This is a genomic window from Pseudomonas sp. WP18 (genome assembly GCF_036689585.1).
Classification (GTDB): domain Bacteria; phylum Pseudomonadota; class Gammaproteobacteria; order Pseudomonadales; family Pseudomonadaceae; genus Aquipseudomonas; species Aquipseudomonas chlororaphis_E.
Genome location: NZ_CP144758.1, coordinates 456,239 through 482,565 on the forward strand (window position 1 = coordinate 456,239; position 26,327 = coordinate 482,565).

The 26,327-nt window shown below is 63.6% G+C and carries 21 protein-coding genes; 11 read left to right on the forward strand and 10 right to left on the reverse strand.

Annotated features, from left to right (window positions below; all coding sequences use genetic code 11):
* Position 1: 1 nt before the first annotated feature.
* The 9 genes from phaC (V5F23_RS01980) to V5F23_RS02020 all read right to left on the reverse strand — a co-directional run bounded on the left by phaC (V5F23_RS01980) (position 2) and on the right by V5F23_RS02020 (position 12,444).
* On the reverse strand, positions 2–1,684 hold the full coding sequence (gene phaC / locus V5F23_RS01980; protein ID WP_042730511.1) for a class II poly(R)-hydroxyalkanoic acid synthase: 1,683 nt from the start codon (positions 1,682–1,684) through the stop codon (positions 2–4).
* Between the two features lie 112 nt (positions 1,685–1,796).
* Positions 1,797–2,654 carry a poly(3-hydroxyalkanoate) depolymerase gene (gene phaZ / locus V5F23_RS01985; protein ID WP_042730510.1) on the reverse strand — a complete coding sequence of 286 codons (858 nt, stop codon included), beginning with the start codon at positions 2,652–2,654 and terminating at the stop codon, positions 1,797–1,799.
* Between the two features lie 258 nt (positions 2,655–2,912).
* Positions 2,913–4,592, reverse strand: coding sequence for a class II poly(R)-hydroxyalkanoic acid synthase (gene phaC / locus V5F23_RS01990; protein ID WP_042730509.1), 1,680 nt, complete (start codon positions 4,590–4,592; stop codon positions 2,913–2,915).
* A 270-nt stretch (positions 4,593–4,862) separates the two neighbouring features.
* Complete coding sequence (locus tag V5F23_RS01995) at positions 4,863–5,240, reverse strand: DUF971 domain-containing protein (protein ID WP_042730508.1); 378 nt, start codon at positions 5,238–5,240, stop codon at positions 4,863–4,865.
* An 88-nt stretch (positions 5,241–5,328) separates the two neighbouring features.
* Complete coding sequence (hslU, locus tag V5F23_RS02000) at positions 5,329–6,666, reverse strand: ATP-dependent protease ATPase subunit HslU (protein ID WP_047736137.1); 1,338 nt, start codon at positions 6,664–6,666, stop codon at positions 5,329–5,331.
* Between the two features lie 54 nt (positions 6,667–6,720).
* On the reverse strand, positions 6,721–7,251 hold the full coding sequence (hslV, locus tag V5F23_RS02005; protein ID WP_007968352.1) for an ATP-dependent protease subunit HslV: 531 nt from the start codon (positions 7,249–7,251) through the stop codon (positions 6,721–6,723).
* Positions 7,252–7,521: 270 nt separating this feature from the next.
* On the reverse strand, positions 7,522–8,217 hold the full coding sequence (locus V5F23_RS02010; protein WP_042731501.1) for an SPOR domain-containing protein: 696 nt from the start codon (positions 8,215–8,217) through the stop codon (positions 7,522–7,524).
* 1 nt (position 8,218) lies between these two features.
* Entirely contained in the window at positions 8,219–9,955 is a 1,737-nt protein-coding gene (gene argS, locus V5F23_RS02015; protein ID WP_042731500.1) for an arginine--tRNA ligase, read from the reverse strand.
* Between the two features lie 269 nt (positions 9,956–10,224).
* Complete coding sequence (locus V5F23_RS02020) at positions 10,225–12,444, reverse strand: primosomal protein N' (protein WP_042731499.1); 2,220 nt, start codon at positions 12,442–12,444, stop codon at positions 10,225–10,227.
* A gap of 288 nt (positions 12,445–12,732) precedes the next feature.
* Between V5F23_RS02020 and rpmE the strand changes: the two genes are divergently transcribed.
* From rpmE to V5F23_RS02035, 3 genes are all read left to right on the forward strand, one after another.
* Positions 12,733–12,954 (forward strand): 50S ribosomal protein L31, encoded by a 222-nt coding sequence (rpmE, locus tag V5F23_RS02025; RefSeq protein WP_042731498.1) that lies wholly within the window; start codon positions 12,733–12,735, stop codon positions 12,952–12,954.
* A 41-nt stretch (positions 12,955–12,995) separates the two neighbouring features.
* Positions 12,996–13,781, forward strand: coding sequence for a thermonuclease family protein (locus tag V5F23_RS02030; protein WP_047736136.1), 786 nt, complete (start codon positions 12,996–12,998; stop codon positions 13,779–13,781).
* Positions 13,782–13,961: 180 nt separating this feature from the next.
* Positions 13,962–15,230 (forward strand): malic enzyme-like NAD(P)-binding protein, encoded by a 1,269-nt coding sequence (locus tag V5F23_RS02035; RefSeq protein ID WP_042731496.1) that lies wholly within the window; start codon positions 13,962–13,964, stop codon positions 15,228–15,230.
* A gap of 141 nt (positions 15,231–15,371) precedes the next feature.
* On the opposite strand, the gene V5F23_RS02040 is transcribed toward V5F23_RS02035, so the two are convergent.
* Positions 15,372–17,819, reverse strand: a complete 2,448-nt coding sequence (locus V5F23_RS02040; protein WP_042731495.1) for a penicillin-binding protein 1A — start codon at positions 17,817–17,819, stop codon at positions 15,372–15,374.
* A gap of 204 nt (positions 17,820–18,023) precedes the next feature.
* On the opposite strand from V5F23_RS02040, the gene V5F23_RS02045 reads away from it, so the two are divergent.
* From V5F23_RS02045 to V5F23_RS02080, 8 genes are all read left to right on the forward strand, one after another.
* On the forward strand, positions 18,024–19,088 hold the full coding sequence (locus V5F23_RS02045) for a pilus assembly protein PilM (RefSeq protein ID WP_123579405.1): 1,065 nt from the start codon (positions 18,024–18,026) through the stop codon (positions 19,086–19,088).
* Positions 19,088–19,654 carry a PilN domain-containing protein gene (locus tag V5F23_RS02050; protein ID WP_042731989.1) on the forward strand — a complete coding sequence of 189 codons (567 nt, stop codon included), beginning with the start codon at positions 19,088–19,090 and terminating at the stop codon, positions 19,652–19,654. Before V5F23_RS02045 ends, V5F23_RS02050 begins: the two co-directional genes overlap by 1 nt.
* Positions 19,651–20,274 carry a type 4a pilus biogenesis protein PilO gene (gene pilO, locus V5F23_RS02055; RefSeq protein WP_042731988.1) on the forward strand — a complete coding sequence of 208 codons (624 nt, stop codon included), beginning with the start codon at positions 19,651–19,653 and terminating at the stop codon, positions 20,272–20,274. Before V5F23_RS02050 ends, pilO begins: the two co-directional genes overlap by 4 nt.
* Positions 20,271–20,816 carry a pilus assembly protein PilP gene (locus V5F23_RS02060; RefSeq protein ID WP_047736133.1) on the forward strand — a complete coding sequence of 182 codons (546 nt, stop codon included), beginning with the start codon at positions 20,271–20,273 and terminating at the stop codon, positions 20,814–20,816. Before pilO ends, V5F23_RS02060 begins: the two co-directional genes overlap by 4 nt.
* Positions 20,813–22,909 (forward strand): type IV pilus secretin PilQ, encoded by a 2,097-nt coding sequence (pilQ, locus tag V5F23_RS02065; RefSeq protein ID WP_123579406.1) that lies wholly within the window; start codon positions 20,813–20,815, stop codon positions 22,907–22,909. Before V5F23_RS02060 ends, pilQ begins: the two co-directional genes overlap by 4 nt.
* 4 nt (positions 22,910–22,913) lie before the next feature.
* Positions 22,914–23,432, forward strand: coding sequence for a shikimate kinase AroK (gene aroK / locus V5F23_RS02070; protein ID WP_042731985.1), 519 nt, complete (start codon positions 22,914–22,916; stop codon positions 23,430–23,432).
* 144 nt (positions 23,433–23,576) lie between these two features.
* Positions 23,577–24,677: a 3-dehydroquinate synthase gene (gene aroB / locus V5F23_RS02075; RefSeq protein ID WP_042731984.1), complete on the forward strand. Its 1,101-nt coding sequence runs from the start codon at positions 23,577–23,579 to the stop codon at positions 24,675–24,677.
* Between the two features lie 10 nt (positions 24,678–24,687).
* Positions 24,688–26,265 carry an AAA family ATPase gene (locus V5F23_RS02080; RefSeq protein ID WP_212803300.1) on the forward strand — a complete coding sequence of 526 codons (1,578 nt, stop codon included), beginning with the start codon at positions 24,688–24,690 and terminating at the stop codon, positions 26,263–26,265.
* The last annotated feature ends 62 nt before the right edge of the window (positions 26,266–26,327 follow it).

The following is a 26,327-nucleotide window of genomic DNA, read 5'->3' on the forward strand; positions in this document are numbered from 1 at the left end:
CTCAGCGCACGCGGACATAGGTACCGGGGGCCGCCTCCAGGGGCGGATAGTTCGCGTTGCCCAGGGTCATCAGGGTTTCGCGCTGGGCGCCGGAGCGTTCCTGGATCCAGCCCAGCCATTGCGTCCACCAGCTGCCTTCGACGTGCTGGGCGTCGTAGTACCAGGCCCGGGGATCGCTGCTCAGTTTCGGGCTCTCGATGTAGTTGGCCTTGGGGTTACCCGGTGGGTTGAGGATGCTCTGGACGTGGCCGCTGTTGGACAGCACGAAGCGTCGGTCGCCCCCCAGCAGCAGGGTCGAGCGGTACACCGCATCCCATGGCGTGATGTGGTCGTTTATTCCGCCGACGCTGAAGCTGTCCACCGTCACTTTCTGCAGGTCGATGGGCGTGCCGCACACCTCCAGGCCGCCGGGATGGGTCAGCGGGTTGTGCTTGAAGAAGTCCAGCAGGTCGCCGTGGTAGGCCGCCGGCAGCCGGGTGTGGTCGTTGTTCCAGTAGAGGATGTCGAACGCCGGCGGCTCCTTGCCCAGCAGGTAGTTGTTGATGAAATAGCTCCAGATCAGGTCGTTGGGGCGCATCCAGGCGAACACCCGGGCCATGTCACGACCGTCGAGGATGCCCCTCTGGTAGGAGCGGCGCTTCGCGGCTTCGAGGGTTTGCTCGTCGATGAACAGCGCGGCCGGGCTGTCCATCTGGCTATCCAGCAGGCTCACCAGGTAGGTGGCACTGGCGACCCGGCGCAGCTGGCGCTTGGCTTGCAGGTGGCCTTGCAGGGCGGCGATGGTCATGCCGCCGGCGCAGGCACCCATCAGGTTGACCTCGCGGGCGCCGGTGATGGCCCGGCAGACGTTCATGGCTTCTTCCGTGGCCTCGACGTAGCTGGACAGCCCCCATTCCCGGTGGCGGACGTCGGGGTTGCGCCAACTGATGATGAACACCTGCAAGCCGTTCTTCAGGGCGTACTGGACGAAGCTGTTGGAGGGGCTCAGGTCGAAGATGTAGAACTTGTTGATCTGCGGCGGCACGATCAGCAACGGCTTGGCGTACTGTTTTTCGCTCATGGGCCGGTACTGGATCAGTTCCAGCAGGTCGTTGCGAAACACCACCGAGCCGGGCGTGGTGGCCAGGGTCTTGCCGACCTCGAAGGCGTGGGGCGTGCTTTGCCGTGGCAAACCGTCGTTGTGCAGCAGGTCGTCCACCAGGTGGCTGATCCCGCGGACCAGGCTGCTGCCGCCGGAGTTGAACAGTTCCTTGACCGCCAGCGGGTTGAGCAAGGTATTGGACGGCGACACGGCGTCGTTGAGCAGGGCGAAGGCGAAGTGGGCGCGAGCCTGGTCATCCGGGTCCATGGTGCTCTCGTCGATCCAGCTCTTGACCTGTTTTTGCCAGCTCAGGTACGCCTGCAGGCTGCGCCGATAGAACGGATTGAGCTGCCAGGTGGGATCGGCGAAGCGCGGGTCGTTGGGGTTGGCGGCGTGCAGGGTTTCACCCAGCAACACGCGTCCCAGCTGGCCGCCCAGCCGCAACGCATGCCGGGCGCTGTGCACCGGGTTGCGCAGACCGTGGGCGGCCACGCTGCGCAAGGTGGACAGCAAGTCCCTGCCACGCAAGCCGGTGACCGCGCTCTGGGCGTTGATGAAGCTGGCAGGGGCGGGCATGGAATCCTTTGCCGGCTTGTCGCGCATGAGTCAACTCCTTCGTCATCAGGCTAAAAACAAACGCACCGAACCAGACAACATAGTCGCTGTTTCGGGTAGTTGCGCGATCCGGCGTCCTGCCAGGCGCTAATGGGCTGCGTCAGCCGCCGCCCAGCGGCGACGGATGCGGATGCATCACCGCGCGCTGACGTTCCTCCTGCAGGAACTTCATGATGATCGGCGCCACCGCCTCGGCCCGGGTGATCAGGAACAGATGGCCGTCATCGATGATGTGCAACTGGGCGTTGGGGATGCGCCAGGCCAGCATGCGCATGTTGATCAGTGGGATCAGCGGGTCGTCGTCGCCGGCCAGCACCAGGGTCGGCTGGTGGATCTTGTGCAGCCAGTGGATGCTGGTCCAGCCGAGGCCGGCGAACAGTTGCCAGTAGTACCCCAGCTTGCCGGCCGAGCGCACCTTGGCCGCGTGGCTGGCCGCCAGCCCCGGGTCGCGACGGAACGAGCCACCATAGATCAGCGGGGCAATGCGCATCACATGGGAGGGCTGCACGTAGCGTCGCGGGCTGGCCATCATCCACAGCACTTTCGGTTTGCCCGGCACCATCACCGCGCCGGCCGCCGTGGCCGCCAGCACCAGTTTCTTGCACCGCTCGGGGTAGTCGTAGGCGAACTGCTGGGCCAGTGCGCCCCCCCAGGACACGCCAATCGCGTTGACCTGGCCGTAGTCGAGGTAATCGAGCATCCGCGCGGTGAGCTTCGCCAGGCCCGGAAAACGATACGGCCGGCTGGGCGTCGATGAGCCGCCGACACCCGGCACATCGAAGGCGATGACTTCCAGGTCCGGGTCCAGGGCCTGGATGAACGGGAACACCAGCTCAAGGTTGGCGCCGATGCCATTGAAGATCAGCAGGGGCGTCAAGTGAGGCTTGCCGGGACGTACCGCGGTGCGCAAGGTCTGGCCATCCAGATCGACGGTACGGAAGATGTACGGTTGCGGCATGCTTCAAGCCCTGTGGGTTATGTCGCGATCTTTCATTTTTCCCGATTCCCTGTGGGAGCGAGCTTGCTCGCGATGACGGCGGCACATCCAACAGCCATGTAGGCTGACACACCGTCATCGCGAGCAAGCTCGCTCCCACATGGGATCCGCTGTGAACATGAGCTTTATGTTCGCCGGCGGTGCGGGCCTTGCATTAATGTCGGCTGGCGGGATGTATTCGTGAGCAGGTCCACTTCCGCGTCAGACGAGTTGCATCCATTACCGCTCATGCACATAAGTGCCGGGCGCCGCTTCGCCGGCCACATAGGTCTTGTTGCCCAGCACCGTGGGCGCCTTTTTCAGTTTGCCCGAGCGTTCGGCCTGCCAGGCTTGCCAGTGCAGCCACCAGGAGTCGGTGTGCTTGGTGGAGTTCTCCTGCCAGTCCTCGGCCTTGGCGGGCAGGTCATCGCCGGTCATGTAGCGCGCCTTCGGGTTGCCCGGTGGGTTGAGGATGCTCTGGATGTGGCCGCTGCTCGACAGCACGAACTCCACCTTGCCGCCAAACAACTGGGCCGACTTGTAGCAGGACTTCCACGGGGTAATGTGGTCGTTGGTGCCGGCCAGGGCGAAGATGTCGGCCGTGACCCGCTTGAGGTCGATGGGGGTGCCGCACACTTCCAGCGCGTTGGGCCGGGTCAGCGGGTTGCTCTTGAACATCTCGATCAGGTCGCCGTGGAACGCCGCCGGCAAGCGCGTGGTGTCGTTGTTCCAGAACAGGATGTCGAACACGGGCGGTTCGTTGCCCAGCAGGTAGTTGTTGACCCAGTAGTTCCAGATCAGGTCGTTGGGGCGCATCCAGGCGAAGACCTTGGCCATGTCGCGGCCTTCGAGCACACCGGCCTGGTAGGAATGGCGCTTGGCTGTTTCCAGGGTCTGCTCGTCGACGAACAGCGCCACGTCGGTGTCCAGGGTGGTGTCGAGCACGCTCACCAGCAGGGTCATGGCGTTGACCTTCTTCTCGCCGAGGGCCGCGTAGTGGCCCAGCAGCGCGGTGCAGGTGATGCCGCCCGAGCAGGCGCCGAGCATGTTCACGTCCTTGCTGCCGGTGATGGCCGTGACCACGTCCACCGCTTCCTTGAGCGCCTCGATGTAGGTTGAAAGGCCCCACTCGCGCTGTTCCTTGGTGGGGTTGCGCCAACTGATGATGAAGGTCTGCACGTTGCTGCGCAGGCAGAAGCGCGCCAGGCTCTTGTCCGGGCTCAGGTCGAATACGTAGAACTTGTTGATCTGCGGCGGTACCACCAGCAGCGGCCGCTCATGGACCTGCTCGGTGATGGGGCGGTACTGGATCAGCTCCAGCACGTCGTTGCGAAACACCACCGCGCCTTCGGTCACGCCCAGGCTCTTGCCGACCTCGAACGCGCCCATGTTGACCTGGCTCGGCATCCCGCCGTTATGCACCAGGTCCTTGGCCAGGTGGGACAGGCCGTCCAGCAGGCTCTTGCCGCCGGTTTCGAAGAAGCGCTTGACCGCGGCGGGGTTGGCCGCCGAGTTGGTCGGCGACATGGCTTCGGTCATCAGGTTGATCACGAAATGCCCGCGGCTGATGTCCTGGGGCGCGAGGTTGCTGTCGTCGATCCAGGCGTGCAATTCCTTGCGCCAGGCCAGGTAGGTTTGCATGTAGCGTTTGTAGAGAGGGTTCTGGCTCCAGGCCGGATCGTTGAAGCGACGGTCGTCGCTGGCCGGTTGCAACTCGGATTTGCCGAACAGGACGTTCTTGAGCTCGGCACCGAAGTGGGCGACGTGCTTGGCGCTGTGCAACGGTTGCTTGAGGGTCTGGGTCAGCACCATTCGAGCAGAGGCCAGCAGGTCTTTCCTGCGCAGGCCGACGACAGGATTCAACCCCAGGGTATTTTCCGAGGCCTGGTACTTCAGGTCATCGTTGTTCTTGTTGCTCATCTACGACGCTCCATTGTCAGACGAGTACCGGCGCCGTGCCGCAAGCCACAGCCAATACCAGTACGCTGCTCGGGTGACCGTTAATTCCGCATCGTGACCAATGAGGAAACATGTGCAAGGGAACTCGCCCGTTCCTTTGCAGGGAACTTGCCAGCTCCATTGGTTACCCGAGTTTAATTTTTTTCGCAAGCAGGCCAGTCATTGACCTCGCCGGGCGGACATTCAAGCAGATGAGTCTAGAAAATTCGCCCTAAAGCGCCAGCCCTTGAGCTAGAGCATCAGCTTGACGACGCAAGTGTTCGGGTCGCGGGTTTTTCCGGCGGCCTTGAGTTCGCCAAGATAATCGTTCCACAGGTCTTCCTGGCGCACCGCCAACTGGTAGAGGTAGTCCCAGGTGAACAGTCCGCTGTCATGGCCGTCGTCGAAGGTCAGTTTTAGTGCGTACTGGCCGGCCGGCTCGATCTTGGTCAGGCCGACGCCGAGCTTGCCGTATTGCAGGATGGGCTTGCCGTGGCCCTGGACCTCGGCGGAAGGCGAGTGCACCCGCAGGAACTCGGCGCTCAGGTGGTACTCCTCATCCGGCGCGTATTTCAGCGTCAGGGTCTTGGAGGCTTTGTGCAGGTTGATGGCGGTGGGGAGTTTGGTCATACAAGCAGCTTACAAGCTACAAGCTACAAGCTACAAGCTACAAGCTGGAGGTGACCTGCTTGCAGCTCGCAGCTTGAGGCTCGAAGCTCTAGAGGATATACCGCGACAGGTCTTCGTTCTGCGCCAGTTCGCCCAGGTGGCTGTTGACGTACTCGGCATCGATCAGGATCGGCGCTTCGTCGTGGGTGCTGGCCAGGTCGCCGGCGCTGAACGACACTTCCTCGAGCAAGCGTTCGAGCAGGGTGTGCAGGCGACGGGCGCCGATGTTCTCGGTCTTCTCGTTGACCTGCCAGGCAATCTGCGCCAGGCGCTTGATACCTTCGGGCGTGAACTCGATGTTCAGGCCTTCGGTCTTGAGCAGCGCGCAATACTGTTCCGTCAGGGACGCATGGGGCTCGCTGAGGATGCGTTCGAAGTCTTCCGGCGACAGTGCCTTGAGCTCGACACGAATCGGCAGGCGGCCTTGCAGTTCAGGTACCAGGTCGCTTGGCTTGCTCAGGTGGAACGCACCGGAGGCGATGAACAGGATGTGGTCGGTCTTGACCATGCCCAGCTTGGTGTTGACCGTGCAGCCCTCGATCAGCGGCAGCAGGTCGCGCTGCACACCTTCGCGGGACACATCGGCGCCGCCGACGTTGCCGCGCTTGGCCACCTTGTCGATCTCGTCGATGAACACGATACCGTGCTGCTCGACGGCCTCCAGGGCCTTGGCCTTCAACTCTTCTTCGTTGACCAGGCGGCTGGCCTCTTCCTCGCGCACCAGCTTGAGCGCTTCCTTGACCTTGAGCTTGCGGCTTTTCTTCTTGCCCTTGCCCATGTTGGCGAACAGGCTCTGCAACTGGTTGGTCATCTCTTCCATGCCCGGCGGCGCGGAAATGTCGACGCCGACCATCTCGGCAACTTCGATCTCGATTTCCTTGTCGTCCAACTGGCCCTCACGCAGGCGCTTGCGGAACAGTTGGCGGGTATTGGAATCCTGGGTCGCGGCGGAGTCGGCGTTGAAACCCATGCGCGCCGGCGGCAGCAGGGCATCGAGGATGCGCTCTTCGGCGGCGTCTTCGGCGCGGTGGCGGACCTTGGTGATCTCCTGTTCGCGCAAAAGCTTGATCGCGGCGTCGGCCAGGTCGCGGATGATCGATTCGACATCGCGGCCGACGTAGCCGACTTCAGTGAACTTGGTCGCCTCGACCTTGATGAATGGTGCATTGGCGAGCTTGGCCAGGCGGCGGGCGATTTCGGTTTTACCGACGCCGGTCGGGCCGATCATCAGGATGTTCTTGGGCGTCACTTCGACACGCAGCTCTTCAGGCAGCTGCATGCGGCGCCAGCGGTTGCGCAGGGCGATGGCGACGGCGCGCTTGGCATCGTCCTGGCCGATGATATGGCGGTTGAGTTCGTGGACGATTTCGCGGGGAGTCATGGACATAGTAATTGGCGGTCCTCAAGCAAAAATGAGCCGTGGCACGGGGCCGGGACAGGCTTATTCCGCGAGATCCTGCTCCTCAATGGTTTGGGTGTGGTTGGTGAAGACACAGATGTCGCCGGCAATGCCCAGGGCAGTCTCGACGATTTCGCGCGCCGACAGGTCGGTTTTTTTCAACAGGGCGCTGGCCGCTGCCTGGGCGTAGGCACCGCCGGAACCCATGGCGATCAGGCCGTCCTCGGGCTCGACGACGTCACCGTTGCCGGTGATGATCAGCGAAGCGTCCTTGTTGGCGACCGCGAGCATGGCTTCGAGGCGGCTCAGGGAGCGGTCGGTGCGCCATTCCTTGGCCAGTTCCACGGCGGCGCGGATCAGGTGGCCCTGGTGTTTTTCCAGTTGGCCTTCGAAACGTTCGAACAGGGTGAAGGCGTCGGCGGTGGCCCCGGCGAAGCCGGCGATGACCTGACCGTGATAGAGGCGGCGGACTTTCTTCGCGTTGCCTTTCATCACGGTGTTGCCCAGTGAAACCTGGCCGTCGCCGCCCATGACGACTTTGCCATGACGGCGGACTGAAACGATGGTGGTCAAGGGAAGAGTCTCCACGCAGCGGGGCGAAAATGCCCGGATGGAACTCATATGGGGGTGAGGTGGGGTTTTTCAACTGCGGGGTGAGGCAATGGACGAGTGGTGCGGTGGATGCTCAGCGCTCCTGTGGCGAGGGGATTTATCCCCGTTGGGCCGCGCAGCGGCCCCAAAGCTTGTCATCGGAGTGTCAGGCTAATTGCTTCAAGCTTTTGGGGCTGCTGCGCAGCCCAGCGGGGATAAATCCCCTCGCCACAGAGGTTGGTGTCGCCTGGTTCAGCGGCTCTGGCGTTGTTGTAACAACAGGTTGCTAAACCCGCTGCCAGCCAGTTGCTTCTGGGCCTTGGTCAGCTCTTCCCGGTTGCTGTACGGGCCTACCAATACCCGGTACCAGGTCTCGTCCTTCACGGTCCCCGATTCCACCGACACGGACTGGCCCAGCAGGATGATCTGCGCCCGGACCTTGTCGGCGTCGGCTTCCTTGCGGAACGAGCCGGCCTGCAGGAAGAACTTGGTCACCGGCGCGGCTTTCTGCACGGGCGGGGCCGGCGGTGGCGTGATGCCGGCCAGTGCCGCCTGGGCGCGAGCGGTGTCGATCTTTGCCGCTTCGGCCGGGGTCACCGGCGTCGTCGGCACTTGCGGCGTCGGCAGGGTTTTTTCCGGCACGGCGTCTGGCGGCACGATGACTTCCGATTCCGGCAGCAAGGTGTAGAAGTCGTATTTCGGCTTCACCGGTTGCGTCGGGCTCGGCGGGGTCTTGTTGGCCTCGGCGATGCGCGTGGCTTTCTGCTGCTCCTGGCGGACGCGCTTGACGTCATCGCCCTGGCCCGGCTCCAGCTTCATCAGGAACACAATGAACGCGCCGACGCTCAGGCCGATGGCCATCCACAACCAGCCTGGAATCGGCTTCTTGGCAGGAGGCTGGTAACGACTGGCGCCGCGTTTGGGTGCAGGTTTTTTCTTGGCGGCCAACTTACATGCGCTCCAGGGTTTCCAGGCCCAGCAATTCCAGGCCTTGCTTGAGCGTACGCCCGGTCAGCGCGGCGAGGCGCAGGCGGCTCTGCATTTGCTCCGGGGTCTGTGCGCTGAGGATCGGACAGTTCTCGTAGAAGCTGGAGAACAACCCGGCCACATCGTACAGGTAGGCGCACAGGGTGTGGGGCGTGCCCTTGTCGGCGACGTTGTTCAGCACTTCGCCGAACTGCGCCAGTTTCGCCGCCAGCTCCTGTTCGTGGGCGGCTTCAAGCACGATGCGGCCGTCCACTTCCTCGAAGCGTTTGCCCAGTTTGCGGAACACGCCGGCCACGCGGGTATAGGCGTAAAGCAGGTACGGCGCGGTGTTGCCTTCGAAGTTGAGCATCAGGTCGAAGTTGAAGCTGTAGTCGCTGGTGCGGTGCTTGGACAGGTCGGCGTATTTCACCGCATCGATGCCCACGACCTTGGCGATCTTGCGCAGCTCGTCTTCGGCCAGGTCCGGGTTCTTGCCCTTGACCAGTGTGTAGGCACGGTCCTGGGCTTCGGTCAGCAGGTCGATCAGCTTCACCGTGCCGCCATCGCGGGTCTTGAATGGGCGGCCGTCGGCGCCGTTCATGGTGCCGAAGCCCATGTGCTCCATCTCCATCGGGCGGGTCACGAAGCCGGCCTGGCGCGCCACTTCGAACACCTGCTGGAAGTGCAGTGCCTGGCGTTGGTCGACGAAGTACAGGACCCGATCGGCCTCGAGCACGCGGTTGCGATAGCGCACGGCGGCGAGGTCAGTGGTGGCGTAGAGATAGCCGCCGTCGGCCTTGACGATGATCACCGGCAGCGGTTCGCCGTCGGCGGTCTTGAACTGGTCGAGGAACACGCACTGGGCGCCGTTGCTTTCCACCAGCATGCCCTTGGCCCGCAGGTCGTTGACCACGTTGATCAGGTCATCGTTGTAGGCGCTTTCGCCCATCACGTCGGCCATGGTCAGTTTGACGTTCAGCAGTTCGTAGATTTTCTGACAGTGGGACAGGGAAATGTCCTTGAACCGGGTCCACAGCGCCAGGCACTCGGCATCGCCGGCCTGCAATTTGACCACCAGGCCACGGGCGCGGTCGGCGAATTCCGGCGACTCATCGAAGCGTTGCTTGGCGGCGCGGTAGAAGTTTTCCAAGTCCGACAGCTCATCGCTGGTGATGGGGTTTTCCTGCAGGTAGGCCATCAGCATGCCGAACTGGGTGCCCCAGTCGCCGACGTGGTTCTGGCGGATCACCGTGTCGCCGAGAAACTCCAGGACCCGGGCCACGCCGTCGCCAATGATGGTCGAGCGCAGGTGGCCGACGTGCATTTCCTTGGCGAGGTTGGGGGCCGACAGGTCGACCACGGTGCGCTGCAGCGGGCCGGCCTTGCGCACGCCGATGCGTTCGTCGGCCAGGGCGGCGTCCAGGCGCGAGGCCAGGGCCTGGGTGTTCTGGAAGAAGTTGATGAAGCCGGGGCCGGCAATGTCGGCCTTGCTGACGTTTTCATCGGCCGGCAGTGCGGCGATGATTTTCTCCGCCAGGTCCCGCGGTTTCATGCCGGCCGGCTTGGCCAGCATCATCGCGATGTTGCTGGCGAAATCGCCATGGGTCTTGTCGCGGGTGTTTTCGACCTGAATCGCCGGCGACAGGCCTTCTGGCAACACACCTTCAGTGACGAGTCGGGCGATGGCTTGCTGGATGAGCTGGCGAATGGTGTCTTTCATGGTCTTCTCTATCAACCGCAGGCGCGGCGGCGCTTCGAGGCGCAGGTGGAAAAACTGGGCATTATCCGTGGCCCAGGCGAGCTTGCCAACTGTAGCGGGTCGGTTGGGGCTGTGTGGTGACTATTCTTGCTGGCCTGGATGCACTCGGTCCACCTGTGGGAGCGGGCTTGCTCGCGAAAGCGGCGGCACAGCCAACATCACCACAACTGACCCACCGCTTTCGCGAGCAAGCCCGCTCCCACAGGGGGCAAAGCTTGCGATCTGCTCAATCAATACAAATCCACCGGGTCCACATCCAATGACCAGCGCACCGCGCGCCCGCTGGGCATCTGTTCCAGCGCCAGCAGCCAGGCACTCAGCAGGCGATGCAGCGGTGCCCGGGCATTAGCCTGTAATAAAAGCTGTGCCCGATAACGCCCAGCCCGCCGTTCCATCGGAGCGGGCACCGGGCCCAATAGTTCGATCCCGGTGAGATTCTGCTGCGCCAGCAGGTGCTCCGCCTCGCTGCAGGCTTCGTCGAGGAAGCCTTCGGCCTGCCCGGGCTTGTGGGCTTCGGCGCGCAACAGCGCGAGGTGGGCGAACGGCGGCAGGCCGGCACTGCGCCGTTCGCTCAAGGCTTGTTCAGCGAAGGCGAAGTAGCCTTGTTCGGTCAGTTGGATCAGCAGCGGATGGTCCGCCAGGTGCGTCTGGATGATGACCTTGCCTGGCTCTTCCGCCCGCCCGGCGCGCCCGGCGACCTGGACAATCAACTGTGCCATGCGCTCGCTGGCGCGAAAATCACCGGAGAACAGCCCGCCATCGGCATCGAGGATCGACACCAGGGTCACCCGTGGAAAGTGGTGGCCTTTGGCAAGCATCTGCGTGCCTACCAAAATGCACGGCTGGCCCTTCTGGATCGTGGCGAACAATTGATTCATCGCGTCCTTGCGCGACGTGCTGTCGCGATCCACCCGCAGTACCGGGTAATCGGGAAACAGGATGCCCAGGCGTTCCTCGGCGCGTTCGGTGCCGGCGCCCACCGGACGCAAGTCCACCCGGCCGCACTGCGGACAATGCCGGGGCACCCGTTCGCAGTGGCCGCAATGATGACAACGCAGTTCGCCAGAGCGCTGGTGCACGGTCATTCGCGCGTCGCAGCGCTCACAGCCGGACATCCAGCCGCAGTCGTGGCACAGCAGCGTCGGGGCGAACCCGCGGCGGTTGAGGAACACCAAAACCTGCTGGCCGGCGGCAAGCGTCTGGCCGATGGCTTGCTGCATGGGGCCGGAAATACCGCTGTCCAGCGGACGGCTTTTCACGTCCAGGCGCAGGAAACGCGGCTGTTTGGCGCCGCCGGCCCGTTCGTTCAGGCGCAGCAGGCCGTAGCGGCCGGTGTAGGCGTTGTGCAGGCTTTCCAGGGACGGCGTCGCGGAACCGAGGACAATCGGGATGTTTTCCTGGCGGGCGCGTACCAGCGCCAGGTCGCGGGCGTGGTAGCGCAGGCCTTCCTGCTGTTTATAGGAGCCGTCGTGTTCTTCGTCGATGATGATCAGGCCGGGGTTTTTCATCGGCGTGAACAGGGCCGAGCGGGTGCCGATGATGATGTCGGCCTCGCCATCCCGGGCGGCGAGCCACGCGTCCAGGCGTTCGCGGTCATTGACCGCCGAGTGCACCAGGGCGATCCGGGCGTTGAAGCGTTGCTCGAAGCGCGCCAGGGTTTGCGGGCCGAGATTGATTTCCGGAATCAGCACCAGGGCCTGCTTGCCGGCTTCAAGGGCCTGGCGGATCAGTTGCAGATAGACCTCGGTCTTGCCGCTGCCGGTGACGCCCGCCAGGAGAAAGGCATGGTAGCTGTCGAAGCCTGCGCGGATCGCCTCGCAAGCGGCCCGTTGCTCGGTGTTGAGCGGCAGTTCCGGCTGGGCTAGCCAGTGCTCATGGCGCAGGCCCGGGGCATGCCGGCGAACGTCTACCTGGACCAGGTCCTTGGCCAGCAACAGGTCGAGGCTGTCCTTGCTGAGCATCAGTTTGCTCAGCAATTGATGCGCCACGCCGTGGGGGTGCTGGGCCAGGGTCGCCAAGGCCTCGCGCTGGCGCGGCGCGCGGGCGATGCGTGGATCGTCCAGGCTCGCGCCCGGCGCCACCGACCAGAACCGCTCCTGGCGCGCCTCGGCCGGCTCACCCTGGCGCAACAGCACCGGCAATGCCCAGCTCAAGGTATCGCCGAGGCTGTGCTGGTAATACTGGGCAGTCCACAGGCACAGCTTGAACAGCGAGGCCGGCAGCGGCGGCGTGGCGTCGAGCAGCGCCAGGGCCGGCTTGAGCTTGTCGGCCGGTACTTCGCTGTGGTCGGTGACCTCCACCAGGATCCCGATCATCTCCCGTCGGCCGAACGGCACCCGCAGGCGCATGCCCGGCTGCAACTGGGCGCGCGGGACCCCGGCCGGAGCGCGGTAGTCGAACAGGCGGCGCAGGGGCGAAGGCAGGGCAAGGCGCAGAATGGCGTTGGGCACGCGGGGATCTCAATGACAGGCATGTTCAAAAGGCTGGGCGCAATTCCTGTGGGAGCGGGCTTGCCCGCGAAAGCGGTGGCACAGTCGGCATTACCGCAAACTGATTCACCGCCTTCGCGGGCAAGCCCGCTCCCACATTGGTATCGTGCATGAGGCCGGGAGCCTAGCAGACGGTTGGTACAAGGCATAGCTTGCGTGATTGGCGATGTCTGGTAGAATCCGCGGCCTAATTACGTGCGGTATTCAACAATAGTGTTGGGTGGCGGCACGCTAGCCTGAGGAAACACCATGAAAACCGATATCCATCCGGAATACCCAGAAATTGCCGTGACTTGCAGCTGCGGCAACAAGTTCGAAACCCGTTCGACCTACGGCAAAGCCCTGGCGATCGACGTTTGCAACGAATGCCACCCGTTCTACACCGGTAAGCAAAAGACTCTGGATACCGGCGGCCGCGTTCAGAAGTTCGCCGATCGTTTCGGCGCTTTCGGCGCTACCAAAAAGGCCTGAGGCTGATCATTTTGGAGGTTCGTCTCGACGGCTCCAGACTGATGAAAAAGGCGTCCCTTGCGGGCGCCTTTTTTGTGTCCGCGATTTGGCTGGGGCAAGCCCAGGCGTTCTGTCCGGCACCGGCGGGCCTTGCCCAGGCGACGGTCCAGCGCGTGGTGGACGGCGACACCCTGCGCCTGAGCGATGGCCGCCATGTACGCATGATCGGCCTCAACAGCCCCGAGCTGGGGCGGCAGGGGCGTTCCGACGAGCCCTTTGCCGTGGCGGCCCGGCGTCGGCTCGAAGCCCTGGTGGCCGCCAGCGATGGGCGCGTGGCCTTGCAGCCCGGCAAGGAAGGCAAGGACCGCTACGGCCGTACCCTGGCCCATGTCTACGGGGCCGATGGCCAGAACCTTGAAGCGCAGTTGCTCGCCGAAGGCTTGGGGTTCTACGTGGCGGTGGCGCCGAATGTGGACCTTGTGGCCTGTCAGCGTGCGGCCGAACGCCAGGCGCGTGAGGCAGGACTTGGTCTGTGGAAGCGCTCGCCGGTGCTCAAGCCGCAGCAAATCCAGGCGCCGGGCTTCGCCGTACTGAGCGGACGGGTGAGTGATGTCAGGCGCAATCGCGGCGGGATTTGGATCGAATTGCAGGATTCGGTTGTGCTGCGCGTTGCGCCCAATCTGCTGGGGCAATTCGACACGGCGAGCCTTGAACGGCTCAAGGGCCGGCAGGTCGAGGCGCGGGGCTGGGTGGTCGACCGTTCACGACGGGGCGGGCGCGAGCCCGGACAAGCCCGTTGGATGCTGCCGCTGACCGACCCGGCCATGCTGAACGTGACGACCGAATAAAAATTGTAGACATTTTTCGCGCTGATTGTATGCAGCTAGCCCTTATGTTTCGCGGCTCTTGGCCCAAAGTCGTAGGGCAGGGCGCTTGACAGGGGTGACCGGTCAGTCTTGTAGGGACTTTGCGAGGCGCGTATCCTCGGCGGTCCGTCTGTCCAACACAGTAAAAAGCGGAATGCCCACATGTCTGATCTGAAAACTGCCGCTCTCGAATATCACGCTAATCCTCGTCCAGGGAAGCTGAGTGTCGAGCTCACCAAGGCCACCGCTACTGCCCGCGACCTGTCGCTGGCCTACAGCCCCGGCGTAGCCGAACCAGTGCGCGAAATTGCCCGCGACCCTGAACTGGCCTACAAGTACACCGGCAAGGGCAACCTGGTTGCAGTCATTTCCGATGGCACCGCGATTCTCGGCCTGGGTGACCTGGGGCCACTGGCTTCCAAGCCGGTCATGGAAGGCAAGGGCGTGCTGTTCAAGCGCTTCGCCGGTATCGACGTGTTCGACATCGAAGTCGACTCCGAGAGCCCGCAAGCCTTCATCGACACCGTCAAGCGCATCTCCATCACCTTCGGCGGCATCAACCTGGAAGACATCAAGGCGCCTGAGTGCTTTGAGATCGAACGCACCCTGATCGAACAGTGCGACATTCCGGTGTTCCACGACGACCAGCACGGCACCGCCATCGTGACCGCGGCCGGCATGATCAATGCCCTGGAAATCGCCGGCAAGACCCTGCCGGAAGCCAAGATCGTCTGCCTGGGCGCTGGCGCTGCCGCCATCTCCTGCATGAAGTTGCTGGTGAGCATGGGCGCGAAGATCGAAAACATCTTCATGGTCGACCGTACCGGCGTGATCCACTCCGGCCGCGACGACCTGAACCAGTACAAGGCCGTGTTCGCCCACGCCACCGACAAGCGCACCCTGGCTGAAGCGCTGGACGGTGCCGACGTTTTCGTCGGTCTGTCCGGTCCTAACCTGCTGAGCCCGGAAAACCTGCTGCGCATGGCGCCGAACCCGATCGTGTTCGCCTGCTCCAACCCGGATCCGGAAATCTCCCCGGAGCTGGCCCACGCGACTCGTAGCGACGTAATCATGGCCACCGGCCGTTCGGACTACCCAAACCAGGTCAACAACGTATTGGGCTTCCCGTTCATTTTCCGCGGTGCCCTGGACGTTCGCGCCAAGCGCATCAACGAAGAGATGAAAGTCGCGGCGGCCAACGCCCTGCGCGAACTGGCCAAGCTGCCCGTACCTCAGGAAGTGTGCGACGCCTACGGCGGCATCAAGCTGGAATTCGGTCGTGAGTACATCATTCCGAAACCTATGGATGCTCGCCTGATTACCCTGATCTCCGACGCCGTGGCCAAGGCTGCGATCGAGACGGGCGTGGCGACCCTGCCGTATCCGAAGAACTACCCGCTCAAGAGCGTGGATGACGTGTTCAACGGTTAACAGCAGTCGCTCATAAAAAAACCTGGCCTCGGCCAGGTTTTTTTATGAGCTTCGAGCGGCAAGCTTCAAGCTGCAAGTAGAGGCGAAGCCTACCGTGCTTGCTTTGGCTTTACTTGAAGCTTGCGGCTCGCCGCTGCTTTCCTAGAACAGATCGATAGGCGCCGCTTCGTCCGCCGGCAGCGGGCTGCCCGGTGCAACGCCATTGCCCAGTTCGTTGACCGACGGCGGGATGTCTTCGCTCTTGAACAGCTCGAAGTAGGCCCCCGGGGTGCCCGGGGTGGCGGCACGGCCGCTGACCGGGTCGACGCGCAGGCTGAGGATGCCTTCGGGTTCCGGTTGGGTGTGGGGCGGCTTGTCCTTCAGGGCGGCGCCCATGTAGCTCATCCAGATCGGCAACGCCACGGTGCCGCCGAACTCGCGGCGACCGAGGCTTTCCGGCTGGTCGAAACCAGTCCAGACGGTGGTCACGTAATCGGCGTTGTAGCCGGAGAACCAGGCGTCCTTGGACTCGTTGGTGGTGCCGGTCTTGCCCGCCAGGTCGGTACGCCCCAAGGCCAAGGCGCGACGGCCAGTGCCGAGCTTAATCACGTCCTGCAGCATGCTGTTGAGGATGTAGGTGGTGCGTCCGTCGACGATGCGCTCGGCGACGGCCGGTGCTTGCGGCACCCCTGGGGCGGTCGTGGCTTCGCCCGGCAGGGCGTTGACCGTGAACGTCTCGGTGGACGGAGCGGCCAGTCCATCACTGGCCTGCTCGCCCGTGGGCACGCGTGGCGGGTTAGCCACGAACAGCGTCTCGCCGTTGCGGCTCTCGATCTTGTCGATGATGTACGGCGTGATCTTGTACCCGCCGTTGGCGAAGGTGCTCCAGCCCGTGGCGATTTCCATCGGGGTCAGGGTCGCGGTGCCCAGGGCCAGGGACAGGTTGCGTGGCAGGTCCTGCTTGTTGAAGCCGAACTTGCTGATGTAGTCGATGGTGCGGTCCACGCCGAGCGCTTGCAGCAAGCGGATCGACACCAGGTTGCGCGACTTGTACAGCGCTTCGCGCAGGCGGATCGGCCCGAGGAACGTGTTGGTGTCGTTCTTCGGCCGCCAGACCTTGTCCAGGTACTCGTCGACGAACACGATCGGCGCATCGTTCACCAGGCTGGCGGCGGTGTAGCCGTTATCCAGGGCAGCGCTGTAGACGAACGGCTTGAAGCTCGAACCCGGCTGGCGCTTGGCCTGCAATGCGCGGTTGTAATTGCTCTGCTCGAACGCGAAGCCCCCCACCAGCGAACGGATGGCACCGTCCTGTGGGTCGAGGGACACCAGCGCGCCCTGGGCGGCCGGGATCTGGCTGAACTTGAGGGTATTGTCCGCCTGGCGCTGCACCCGGATCAGGTCGCCGACCTGGGCCACGTCCGACGGCTGGCGAGGGTTGGCGCCCATGCTGTTGGTGTTCAGGAACGGCCGGGCCCATTTCATGCTGTCCCAGCCGACATGCTCTTGCTGCTCGCCGTTGCGGGTCAGGACTTTGAGCCCGTCCTTGTCCACCGAGGTGACGATGGCCGGCTCCAGGCCGCTGATGGTGCGTTGCTTGGTCAGCTCCAGGGCCCAGGCTTCCTGGGTCTTGCCGGGCAAGCGCGATTCCGGGCCGCGGTAGCCGTGGCGCTGATCGTAGGTCATCAGGCCTTCGTGCAGGGCGGTGTTGGCCATTTCCTGCAAGTTGCTGGGCACCGTGGTGGTGACGCGGAAGCCTTCGGTATAGGCGTCGCTGCCATAGCGGCCGACCATTTCGGCACGGGCCATCTCGGCGATGTAGGGCGCGTTCACCTCGGGGGTCGGCACGTGATAGCTGGCGTTCAAGGGCTCGTTGATCGCGGCGGTGTAGTCGCTTTCGCTGATCTTGCCGAGCTTGTACATGCGCCCCAGGATCCAGTCGCGCCGCTCCTTGCTGCGTGCCGGGTTGGCCAGTGGGTTGAAGCGCGACGGGGCCTTGGGCAGGCCGGCGATCATCGCCATCTGCGCCAGGCTCACATCGCGGATCGACTTGCCGTAGTACACCTGCGCCGCCGCCTCGATGCCGTAGGCGCGGTTACCCAGGTAGATCTTGTTCACATACAGCTCGAGGATCTCGTCCTTGGTCAACTGCCGCTCGATCTGCAAGGCCAGGAGGATCTCGGTGGTCTTGCGCGAGAAGCTGCGCTCGCTGGTCAGGAAGAAGTTCTTGGCCACCTGCATGGTGATGGTGCTGCCGCCGGACTGGATGTGTCCGCTCTTGACCAGTTGGCTGGCTGCGCGCATCAGGCTGCCGGGATCGACGCCGTAGTGGTTGGCGAAATTGTCGTCTTCAGCACTTAGTAACGCATTGATGAAATTGGGGGGAATGTCGGCGAAACGGATCGGTGTGCGGCGCATTTCGCCAAATTCGGCGATCAACTTGTTGTCGCTGCTGTAGACCCGCAGGGGAATCTGCAACTGAATACTTCTCAGAGCCTCCACGGACGGCAAACCCGGACTAAGGTAAAGAAACGCACCGCTCAGACCCAGGAGCAGTCCGCAGAAAACGGCGATGATGGACCATCCGAAAAATTTCAGCAGACGAATCAAGGCTTTTGGATATCCAGGCAAAGAATGAAAAAGGCGCCAGGTGCAGGGAAGGCCCCGTGCTTGCAACAAAGCGAAAAAAACGCTGGGCATTATAAGCATTTTTTTTCGCCAGGAATGCCATCCGGACGTCCGTCGGACCGGAGTGATTGAACGCAACGCATATTAGAGAGTCCGTAACTCACGGATAGTCATAGGGAATTGGTAGTGCTACGACTCTTCAATAAAAAAACCCATGCACTTCTGGGGATCGACATCAGTTCAACGTCGGTGAAGCTGCTGGAGTTGAGCCGCCAGGGCGAGCGCTACCGCGTCGAGTCCTACGCGGTGGAACCGCTGCCGGCCAATGCCGTGGTCGAGAAGAACATCGCCGAACTCGAAGGCGTAGGCCTGGCGTTGTCACGGGTTCTGGTCAAGGCCAGGACGCCCGTGCGCAGCGTGGCGGTGGCCGTGGCGGGGTCGGCGGTGATCACCAAGACCATCGAGATGGACGCCGGCCTGTCCGACGACGACATGGAAAACCAGCTCAAGATCGAGGCCGACCAATACATTCCCTATCCGCTGGATGAAGTGGCCATCGACTTCGAGGTCCAGGGCGTGTCGCCGCGCAGTGACGAGCGGGTCGAAGTGCTGCTGGCGGCCTGTCGCAAGGAAAACGTCGAGGTCCGCGAGGCCGCGCTGGCGCTGGCCGGGCTGACGGCCCGGGTGGTGGACGTGGAGGCCTATGCGCTGGAGCGTTCGTTCGGCCTGCTCGCCACGCAACTGGCTGCCTCCCAGGAGCGCCTGACCGTGGCGGTGGTCGACATCGGCGCGACCATGACCACCCTGAGCGTCCTGCACAACGGGCGCATCATCTATACCCGCGAACAATTGTTCGGTGGCCGCCAGCTCACCGAGGAAATCCAGCGCCGCTATGGCCTGACGCCCGAGCAAGCCGGCCTGGCGAAGAAGCAGGGCGGCCTGCCCGACGATTATGTCGGCGAGGTGCTGCAACCCTTTCGCGAGGCGCTGGTGCAGCAGGTGTCGCGTTCCTTGCAGTTTTTCTTCGCCTCGGGCCAGTACAACGCGGTGGACCATATCCTGCTGGCCGGCGGCACGGCCTCGGTCACCGGTCTGGACCGACTGATCGAACAGCGCCTGGGCACGCCGACCCAGGTGGCCAACCCGTTCACCAACATGGCCCTGAGCAGCAAGGTCAATGCCGGTGCGCTGGCCAGTGACGCGCCGGCACTCATGATCGCGTGCGGGCTGGCCCTCAGGAGTTTCGACTGATGGCGCGGATCAACCTCCTTCCCTGGCGCGAGGAACTGCGCGAGGAACGGCGCAAGCGTTTCCTGCTGGCGTTGGTCGGTGCGCTGGTCGGCGCGGTCGGCGTGACGCTGATTGCCGTGCAATACATCGACAGCGCCATCGACCATCAGGTGGCCCGCAACACCCATCTTTCGGAACAGATCGCCGTGCTGGACGAGCGCATCAAACAGATCGGCGACCTCAAGGCCCGTCGCCAGCAGTTGCTGGAACGCATGCGCATCATCCAGGACCTGCAAGGCAACCGGCCCGTCAGCGGGCGCATCTTCGACCAATTGACCAGGACGCTGCCGGACGGGGTTTACTTCACCGAAGTGAAGATGGAAGACGGCACGCTTTCCATCAAGGGGGCCGCCGAGTCCAACAACCGGGTCTCGGACCTGATGCGCAACCTCGATTCATCGGACCTGTTCGATACCCCCAGCCTGACCGAGGTCAAGGCCACCACGGCCGGTCAGCTTGACCAGGCCAACGTTTTCCAGCTGACGGTCCGCCAGACCCGTCCAGTCGATGCGGAGGACGCCCAATGAAGCCGGGGGAATGGCTGGAGGCCCTGCGCAAGGTCGATTTGCGCGAGCTCGACACCAATAACGTCGGTTCCTGGCCGGCACCGATCAAATGGCTGGCGGGCATCCTGCTGGTGGCCATGGTGCTGGGGTTGGGCTACAACTTTGCCTTGAGTGACCTGGAGAACCAGCTGCAGCAGGTGCGCGAGGAAGAAAACACCCTCAAGGAACAATTCGCGGGCAAGGCCCACATGGCGGCGAACCTTGAGCGTTACACCGAGCAGATGAAGCAGATGGAAGCGTCTTTCGGCGTGCTGTTGCGACAGTTGCCCAGCGACACCGAAGTGCCGGGCCTGCTGGAAGACATCACTCGCACCGGCCTGGGCAGCGGTCTGGAGTTCGAGGAAATCAAGCTGCTGCCGGAAGTCACCCAGCCGTTCTACATCGAGTTGCCGATCCAGATCACCGTCACCGGCGGCTACCATGACCTGGCGACGTTCGTCAGCGGCGTGGCCGGGTTGCCCCGGATCGTCACGCTGCACGATTTCGAGATCGCGCCCATGGAGCCCGAGGCGGGCGCCAAGCTGCGCATGAGCATCCAGGCCAAGACCTACCGCTATAACGAGCAGGAGGCGCAGCCATGAGCACGGCGTCTCGCGTTTGCCTGCTGGCGGGCCTGCTGGCATTGACGGGCTGCAACAACGACGACGGTTTCAGCGACCTGGATGCCTACATGAACGAAGTGCGCCTGCGTCCGCCCGGAAAGATCGAGCCGACGCCGACGTTCAAGCCTGCGCAAACCTTCACCTACAGCGCCGCCAACCTGCGCAGCCCGTTTTCCCGACAGATCCGGGTGGACCAGGCGGGCCGCCAGCAGGGCTCGCGCAACGTCCGGCCCGATCCCAACCGGGTCAAGCAGTACCTGGAAGGCTTCAATATCGAGCAATTCGAAATGGTCGGCACGATCTCCAATGCCAGCGGTTCCTTCGCGCTGCTGCGCGGCGCCAGCGGGGTGCATCGGCTAAAGGTTGGTGACTACCTGGGGCGCAACGACGGACGGATCGTCGCCATTACCGCCACTGAGGTCGATGTGATCGAAATCGTTCCCGATGGCGAGGGCGCCTGGCTGGAGCGACCACGGACCATTCCCTTGAAAGAGCACTCATTAGTGGAAACCCAACAATGAACAGGATTTTTTCAGCCTTTGGTGTTTCGCTAGGGATAGCGCTCTTATCACCGATGGTTCATGGGGCCGGCCTGAAGACCCTGGACGTGGCGGCGCTGCCGGGCGACCGCGTCGAATTGAAACTCTCCTTCGACGGGCCGCCGCCGACGCCGCGGGGCTACACCACCGAACAGCCGGCGCGGATCGCCCTGGACCTGCCGGGCGTCACCAATCAACTGGCGAGCAAGAGCCATGACCTGGGCGGCGGCAATGCCCGCAGCGCCACCGTGGTCGAAGCAGGGGATCGCACCCGGCTGATCATAGGGCTGACTCAGTTGGCGCCGTATAACACCCGCATCGAGGGTAACAACCTGTTCGTGGTGGTGGGCAAGGGCGCGGTTCCTGCGATAACCCCTGCGACAGTCCCCGCGCCGGCCGCCGCGGCGCCGCGCCCGGCGCTGGCCAGTGCGGCCCCGGTGAAGGCCCGCGCGCCGGCGGGCAAGGCGATTCGCGGGGTGGACTTCCAGCGCGGCACCCAGGGCGAGGGCAATGTCGTGATCGACTTGTCCGACCCCGCCATCGCGCCGGATATCCAGGAGCGTGAAGGCAAGATCATCCTCAATTTCGCCCGCACGCAGCTGCCCGAACCCCTGCGGGTGCGCCTGGATGTGAAGGATTTCGCCACCCCGGTGCAGTTCGTCAATGCCAGTGCCGGCACCGACCGGGCGACGATCAGCATCGAGCCCAGTGGCACCTTCGATTATTCGACCTACCAGACCGACAACAAGCTCACCGTCAGCGTTCGGCCCATGACCGTCGAGGACTTGCAAAAGCGCAATGCCGATCGCGCTGCCTACAGTGGTGAAAAGCTTTCCCTCAACTTCCAGGACATCGAGGTGCGCTCGGTCCTGCAACTGATTGCCGATTTCACCAACCTGAACCTGGTGGCGAGCGACACGGTGCAGGGTGGCATCACCCTGCGGTTGCAGAATGTGCCGTGGGACCAGGCGCTGGACCTGGTGCTCAAGACCAAGGGCCTGGACAAGCGCAAGGTCGGCAACGTGCTGCTGGTGGCGCCGGCCGACGAGATTGCGGCGCGTGAGCGCCAGGAGCTCGAATCCCAGAAGCAGATTGCCGACCTGGCGCCGCTGCGCCGGGAGCTGCTGCAGGTCAACTATGCCAAGGCCGCGGACATCGCCAAGCTGTTCCAGTCGGTGACCAGCGCCGAGGCCAAGGCCGATGAGCGTGGCACGATCACGGTCGATGAGCGCACCAACAACATCATTGCCTACCAGACCCAGGACCGGCTCGACGAGTTGCGTCGGATCGTCGCGCAGTTGGATATCCCGGTGCGTCAGGTAATGATCGAGGCCCGGATCGTCGAGGCCAACGTCGACTACGACAAGAACCTGGGCGTTCGCTGGGGCGGTTCGATACAGAACCAGGGCAACTGGAACTCTTCCGGGGTCACGTCCGGGACTTCCACGACCATCGGCACGCCGGGGAGTACGGGCACCAACCAGCCGTTCGTCGACATGGGTGTGTCAGGCAACACCTCGGGGATCGGCATTGCGTTCATCACCGACAACGTCCTGCTGGACCTGGAATTGACGGCGATGGAGAAAACCGGCAACGGCGAAATCGTTTCCCAGCCCAAGGTCGTGACCTCCGACAAGGAGACGGCGAAGATCCTCAAGGGCACGGAAATTCCCTACCAGGAAGCCAGCTCCAGTGGTGCTACCTCGGTGTCGTTCAAGGAGGCCTCGCTATCGCTGGAAGTCACTCCGCAGATCACGCCGGACAACCGCATCATCATGGAGGTCAAGGTCACCAAGGATGAGCCCGACTACCTGAACAAGGTGCAGGAGGTGCCGCCGATCAAGAAAAACGAGGTCAATGCCAAGGTGCTGGTCAACGACGGCGAGACCATTGTGATTGGCGGGGTTTTCTCGAATACTCAGAGCAAGGTTGTAGATAAGGTGCCATTTCTTGGCGATGTGCCGTATCTTGGCCGCCTTTTCCGGCGTGATGTGGTCTCGGAGAAAAAATCCGAGCTGCTGGTGTTCCTCACTCCGCGTATCATGAACAACCAGGCGATTGCTGTGAGTCGTTGATTCTGTGCGAAATTTGATTCTTGTAGGGCCGATGGGGGCTGGAAAAAGCACCATCGGCCGTTTGCTGGCCAAAGAGCTGCGCCTGCCGTTCAAAGATTCCGACAAGGAAATTGAATTGCGCACGGGCGCCAATATCCCATGGATCTTCGACAAGGAAGGCGAACCGGGCTTTCGTGACCGTGAGCAGGCGATGATCGCCGAGCTGTGCGCGTTCGAGGGCGTGGTGCTGGCCACCGGTGGCGGCGCGGTCATGCGCGAAGCCAATCGTCGGGCGCTGCATGCCGGCGGACGGGTGGTCTACCTGCACGCGTCGGTCGAACAGCAGGTCGGTCGCACGGCACGCGACCGAAACCGGCCGTTGTTGCGCACCGCCGATCCGGCCAAGACCCTGCGCGACCTGCTGGAGTTGCGTGATCCGCTGTACCGGGAGATCGCCGACCTGGTGGTGGAAACCGATGAACGGCCGCCGCGGATGGTGGTGCTGGACATCCTTGAGCGCTTGCAGCAACTGCCTCCCCGTTAATGCGCCTGGCGAAATGCGCTATCCTCGACGTCCCGTCGTGGCCCGCTTGGGGCGTGGCGTATGGCCATCGGGCGGCGTCGTATCACCGTGGACTTTCGTTAATTGCAGGCAGGACGCCTGATTCCATCTTCACTGTGGGGACACATGCAGACACTTAAGGTCGACCTGGGCGAGCGCAGCTACCCGATTCACATTGGCGAAGGTTTGCTGGACCAGCCTGAACTGCTGGCGCCGCATATCGCCGGGCGACAAGTGGCGATCATCTCCAACGAAACCGTCGCCCCCTTGTACCTGGAACGCCTGGCTCGCACCTTGTCGGCCTATTCGGTCATTTCCGTGGTACTGCCCGACGGCGAAGCGTTCAAGAACTGGGAAACCCTGCAACTGATCTTCGATGGCCTGCTGAGCGCGCGGCACGACCGCCGCACCACGGTCGTGGCCCTGGGGGGCGGTGTGATCGGCGACATGGCCGGCTTTGCCGCCGCCTGCTACCAGCGCGGCGTCGATTTCATCCAGATCCCTACCACGCTGCTGTCCCAGGTCGACTCCTCGGTGGGCGGCAAGACCGGCATCAACCATCCGCTGGGCAAGAACATGGTCGGTGCGTTCTATCAGCCCAACGTGGTGCTGATCGACACGGCCACCCTCAACACCCTGTCGGCCCGCGAGCTGTCCGCCGGGTTGGCGGAAGTCATCAAGTACGGGCTGATCTGCGACGAGCCGTTCCTGGGCTGGCTTGAAGAGAATGTCGACCGCCTGCGAGCCCTGGATCAGACGGCCCTGACCTACGCCATCGAGCGCTCCTGCGCCGCCAAGGCCGCGGTGGTCGGTGCCGACGAACGGGAGTCGGGCGTGCGTGCCACGCTCAACCTGGGTCACACGTTCGGCCACGCCATCGAAACCCACATGGGCTATGGTGTCTGGCTGCATGGCGAGGCCGTGGCGGCGGGGACGGTCATGGCCCTGGAGATGTCCGCGCGGCTGGGCTGGATCAGCGAGCAGGAGCGTGATCGCGGCATTCGCCTGTTCCAGCGTGCCGGGCTGCCGGTGATCCCGCCCGAGGAAATGACCGAGGCGGATTTCCTCGAACACATGGCAATCGACAAGAAAGTGATCGACGGTCGTCTGCGTCTGGTGCTGCTGCGCCGCATGGGCGAAGCGGTAGTGACCGACGATTATCCGAAAGAGGTTCTACAGGCCACGCTGGGAGCGGACTACCGCGCCCTGGCTCAGCTTAAAGGTTAATAAGATTCCGATGACTAGTTTGCATGCCGACGAGGCGTTCCTCGGCCATTTCCAGTTGAGTCACGACCCTTTTGCGCCACGGGTCCCGGGCTTCAAGTTCTTCCCTGCCCAGCGCAAGCCGGTGCTGGGCCAGTTGCATCACCTGGCGCGTTACAGCCAGTTGCTGCTGGTGGTCACCGGTCCCCAGGGCAGCGGCAAGACCTTGCTGCGCCAGGCCCTGGTGGCCAGCACCAACAAGCAGTCCGTGCAGAGCGTGGTGGTGTCTGCCCGCGGCGCCGGCGATGCCGCGGGTGTGTTGCGCCAGGTGGCCGAGGCGCTGAATGTGGCCCAGGCCGAAATCGGTGCGATTCTCGACCAGATCGTGCAACTGGCGCTGACCGGGCAGGAAGTCTACCTGCTGGTGGACGACGCCGAGCAACTTGACGAGTCGGCCCTCGAAGCCCTGCTGGCCCTGGCGGCCGGCGCGCCGGAAGGCCGTCCCCATGTGTTCCTGTTCGGCGAGTCGTCGCTGATCGCCGAGCTGGATCAGCTGAGCCTCGAGGAAGAGCGGTTCCACGTCATCGAACTGGCGCCCTACACCGAGGAAGAGACCCGTGAATACCTGGCCCAGCGTCTTGAGGGGGCTGGCCGGGGTATCGAACTTTTTACCGCCGATCAGATCTCTGAGATTCACCAAAGCGCCGACGGCTGGCCTGGCAACATCAACCAGGTTGCCCGCGATGCTCTGATCGAAGTCATGATCGCCAGCCGCTCCGCGGTGAAGCGTCCAAGTATGGGGTTCAACATGCCGAAGAAACACGTATTGGCGATTTCCGCCGTGGTCGTGGTCGCGGTCGCTGCCGCCTGGCTGATGCCAGGGCGCAACAAGGCGCCTACCACGGGCACACCTGCCAACGAACAGGCACAACTGCCCCTCGGCCAGGGCACGCCACAACCTAACGGCGGCGCACCGGCGGTGGAATTTGCCGGCAACACCCAGCCAATGCCGCTGCCGCTGGTCGGCCAGTCGCAACCGGTCATGCGTGGGCCCCTGGCCGAAGCCGCCGGCGGAATCACCGAGGGTGACGATGGCGCGGCACCGCCGATCGACGACAGCAGCGACACGCCGCCGACCGTGACCACCACCGCGCCGCCAGCCGGCGTGCCGGCCGGTCCGGCCCCGACGCCAGTACCGACCCCGGCCGCCAAGCCAACCCCGGCCCCGACCCAGGTGGCCACCGCCAAGCCCGCGCCGACGCCGGCCCCGGCCGCCAAGCCCGCCGCGCCGGCGGCCAAGCCTGCGGCACCGGCCAAGGCCGCTGGCGGCAACTGGTACGCCGGCCAGGCACCGAGCAACTACGTGGTGCAGATCCTTGGCACCAGCTCGGAAGCCACCGCCCAGAACTTCGTCAAGGAGCAGGGCGGCGAGTACCGCTATTTCAAGAAAGTGCTCAACGGCAAGCCGCTGTATGTCATCACCTATGGCAGCTTTGCCAACCGTGATGCGGCTGTTTCCGCCATCAAGGCCTTGCCAGCGAAGGTCCAGGCTGGTAAACCTTGGCCTCGCACTGTCGCCAGTGTCCAACAGGAACTGGCTGCAACTCGCTGAAGATTCGGCGGCCTTACCCAGGCCGCCTCTCCCGGCAACCTCAACATTTCCACAAGGGCGAG

Bases quoted from the DNA above. Each gene is read 5' to 3' on its own strand.
- pilO (WP_042731988.1), top strand. From the start codon at position 19,651: ATGAAGCCGGGGGAATGGCTGGAGGCCCTGCGCAAGGTCGATTTGCGC.
- aroB (WP_042731984.1), top strand. From the start codon at position 23,577: ATGCAGACACTTAAGGTCGACCTGGGCGAGCGCAGCTACCCGATTCAC.
- V5F23_RS02060 (WP_047736133.1), top strand. From the start codon at position 20,271: ATGAGCACGGCGTCTCGCGTTTGCCTGCTGGCGGGCCTGCTGGCATTG.
- phaC (WP_042730509.1), bottom strand. From the start codon at position 4,592: ATGAGCAACAAGAACAACGATGACCTGAAGTACCAGGCCTCGGAAAAT.
- rpmE (WP_042731498.1), top strand. From the start codon at position 12,733: ATGAAAACCGATATCCATCCGGAATACCCAGAAATTGCCGTGACTTGC.
- phaC (WP_042730511.1), bottom strand. From the start codon at position 1,684: ATGCGCGACAAGCCGGCAAAGGATTCCATGCCCGCCCCTGCCAGCTTC.
- hslU (WP_047736137.1), bottom strand. From the start codon at position 6,666: ATGTCCATGACTCCCCGCGAAATCGTCCACGAACTCAACCGCCATATC.
- V5F23_RS02035 (WP_042731496.1), top strand. From the start codon at position 13,962: ATGTCTGATCTGAAAACTGCCGCTCTCGAATATCACGCTAATCCTCGT.
- phaZ (WP_042730510.1), bottom strand. From the start codon at position 2,654: ATGCCGCAACCGTACATCTTCCGTACCGTCGATCTGGATGGCCAGACC.
- V5F23_RS02080 (WP_212803300.1), top strand. From the start codon at position 24,688: ATGACTAGTTTGCATGCCGACGAGGCGTTCCTCGGCCATTTCCAGTTG.
- argS (WP_042731500.1), bottom strand. From the start codon at position 9,955: ATGAAAGACACCATTCGCCAGCTCATCCAGCAAGCCATCGCCCGACTC.
- pilQ (WP_123579406.1), top strand. From the start codon at position 20,813: ATGAACAGGATTTTTTCAGCCTTTGGTGTTTCGCTAGGGATAGCGCTC.
- V5F23_RS02050 (WP_042731989.1), top strand. From the start codon at position 19,088: ATGGCGCGGATCAACCTCCTTCCCTGGCGCGAGGAACTGCGCGAGGAA.
- V5F23_RS01995 (WP_042730508.1), bottom strand. From the start codon at position 5,240: ATGACCAAACTCCCCACCGCCATCAACCTGCACAAAGCCTCCAAGACC.
- V5F23_RS02030 (WP_047736136.1), top strand. From the start codon at position 12,996: ATGAAAAAGGCGTCCCTTGCGGGCGCCTTTTTTGTGTCCGCGATTTGG.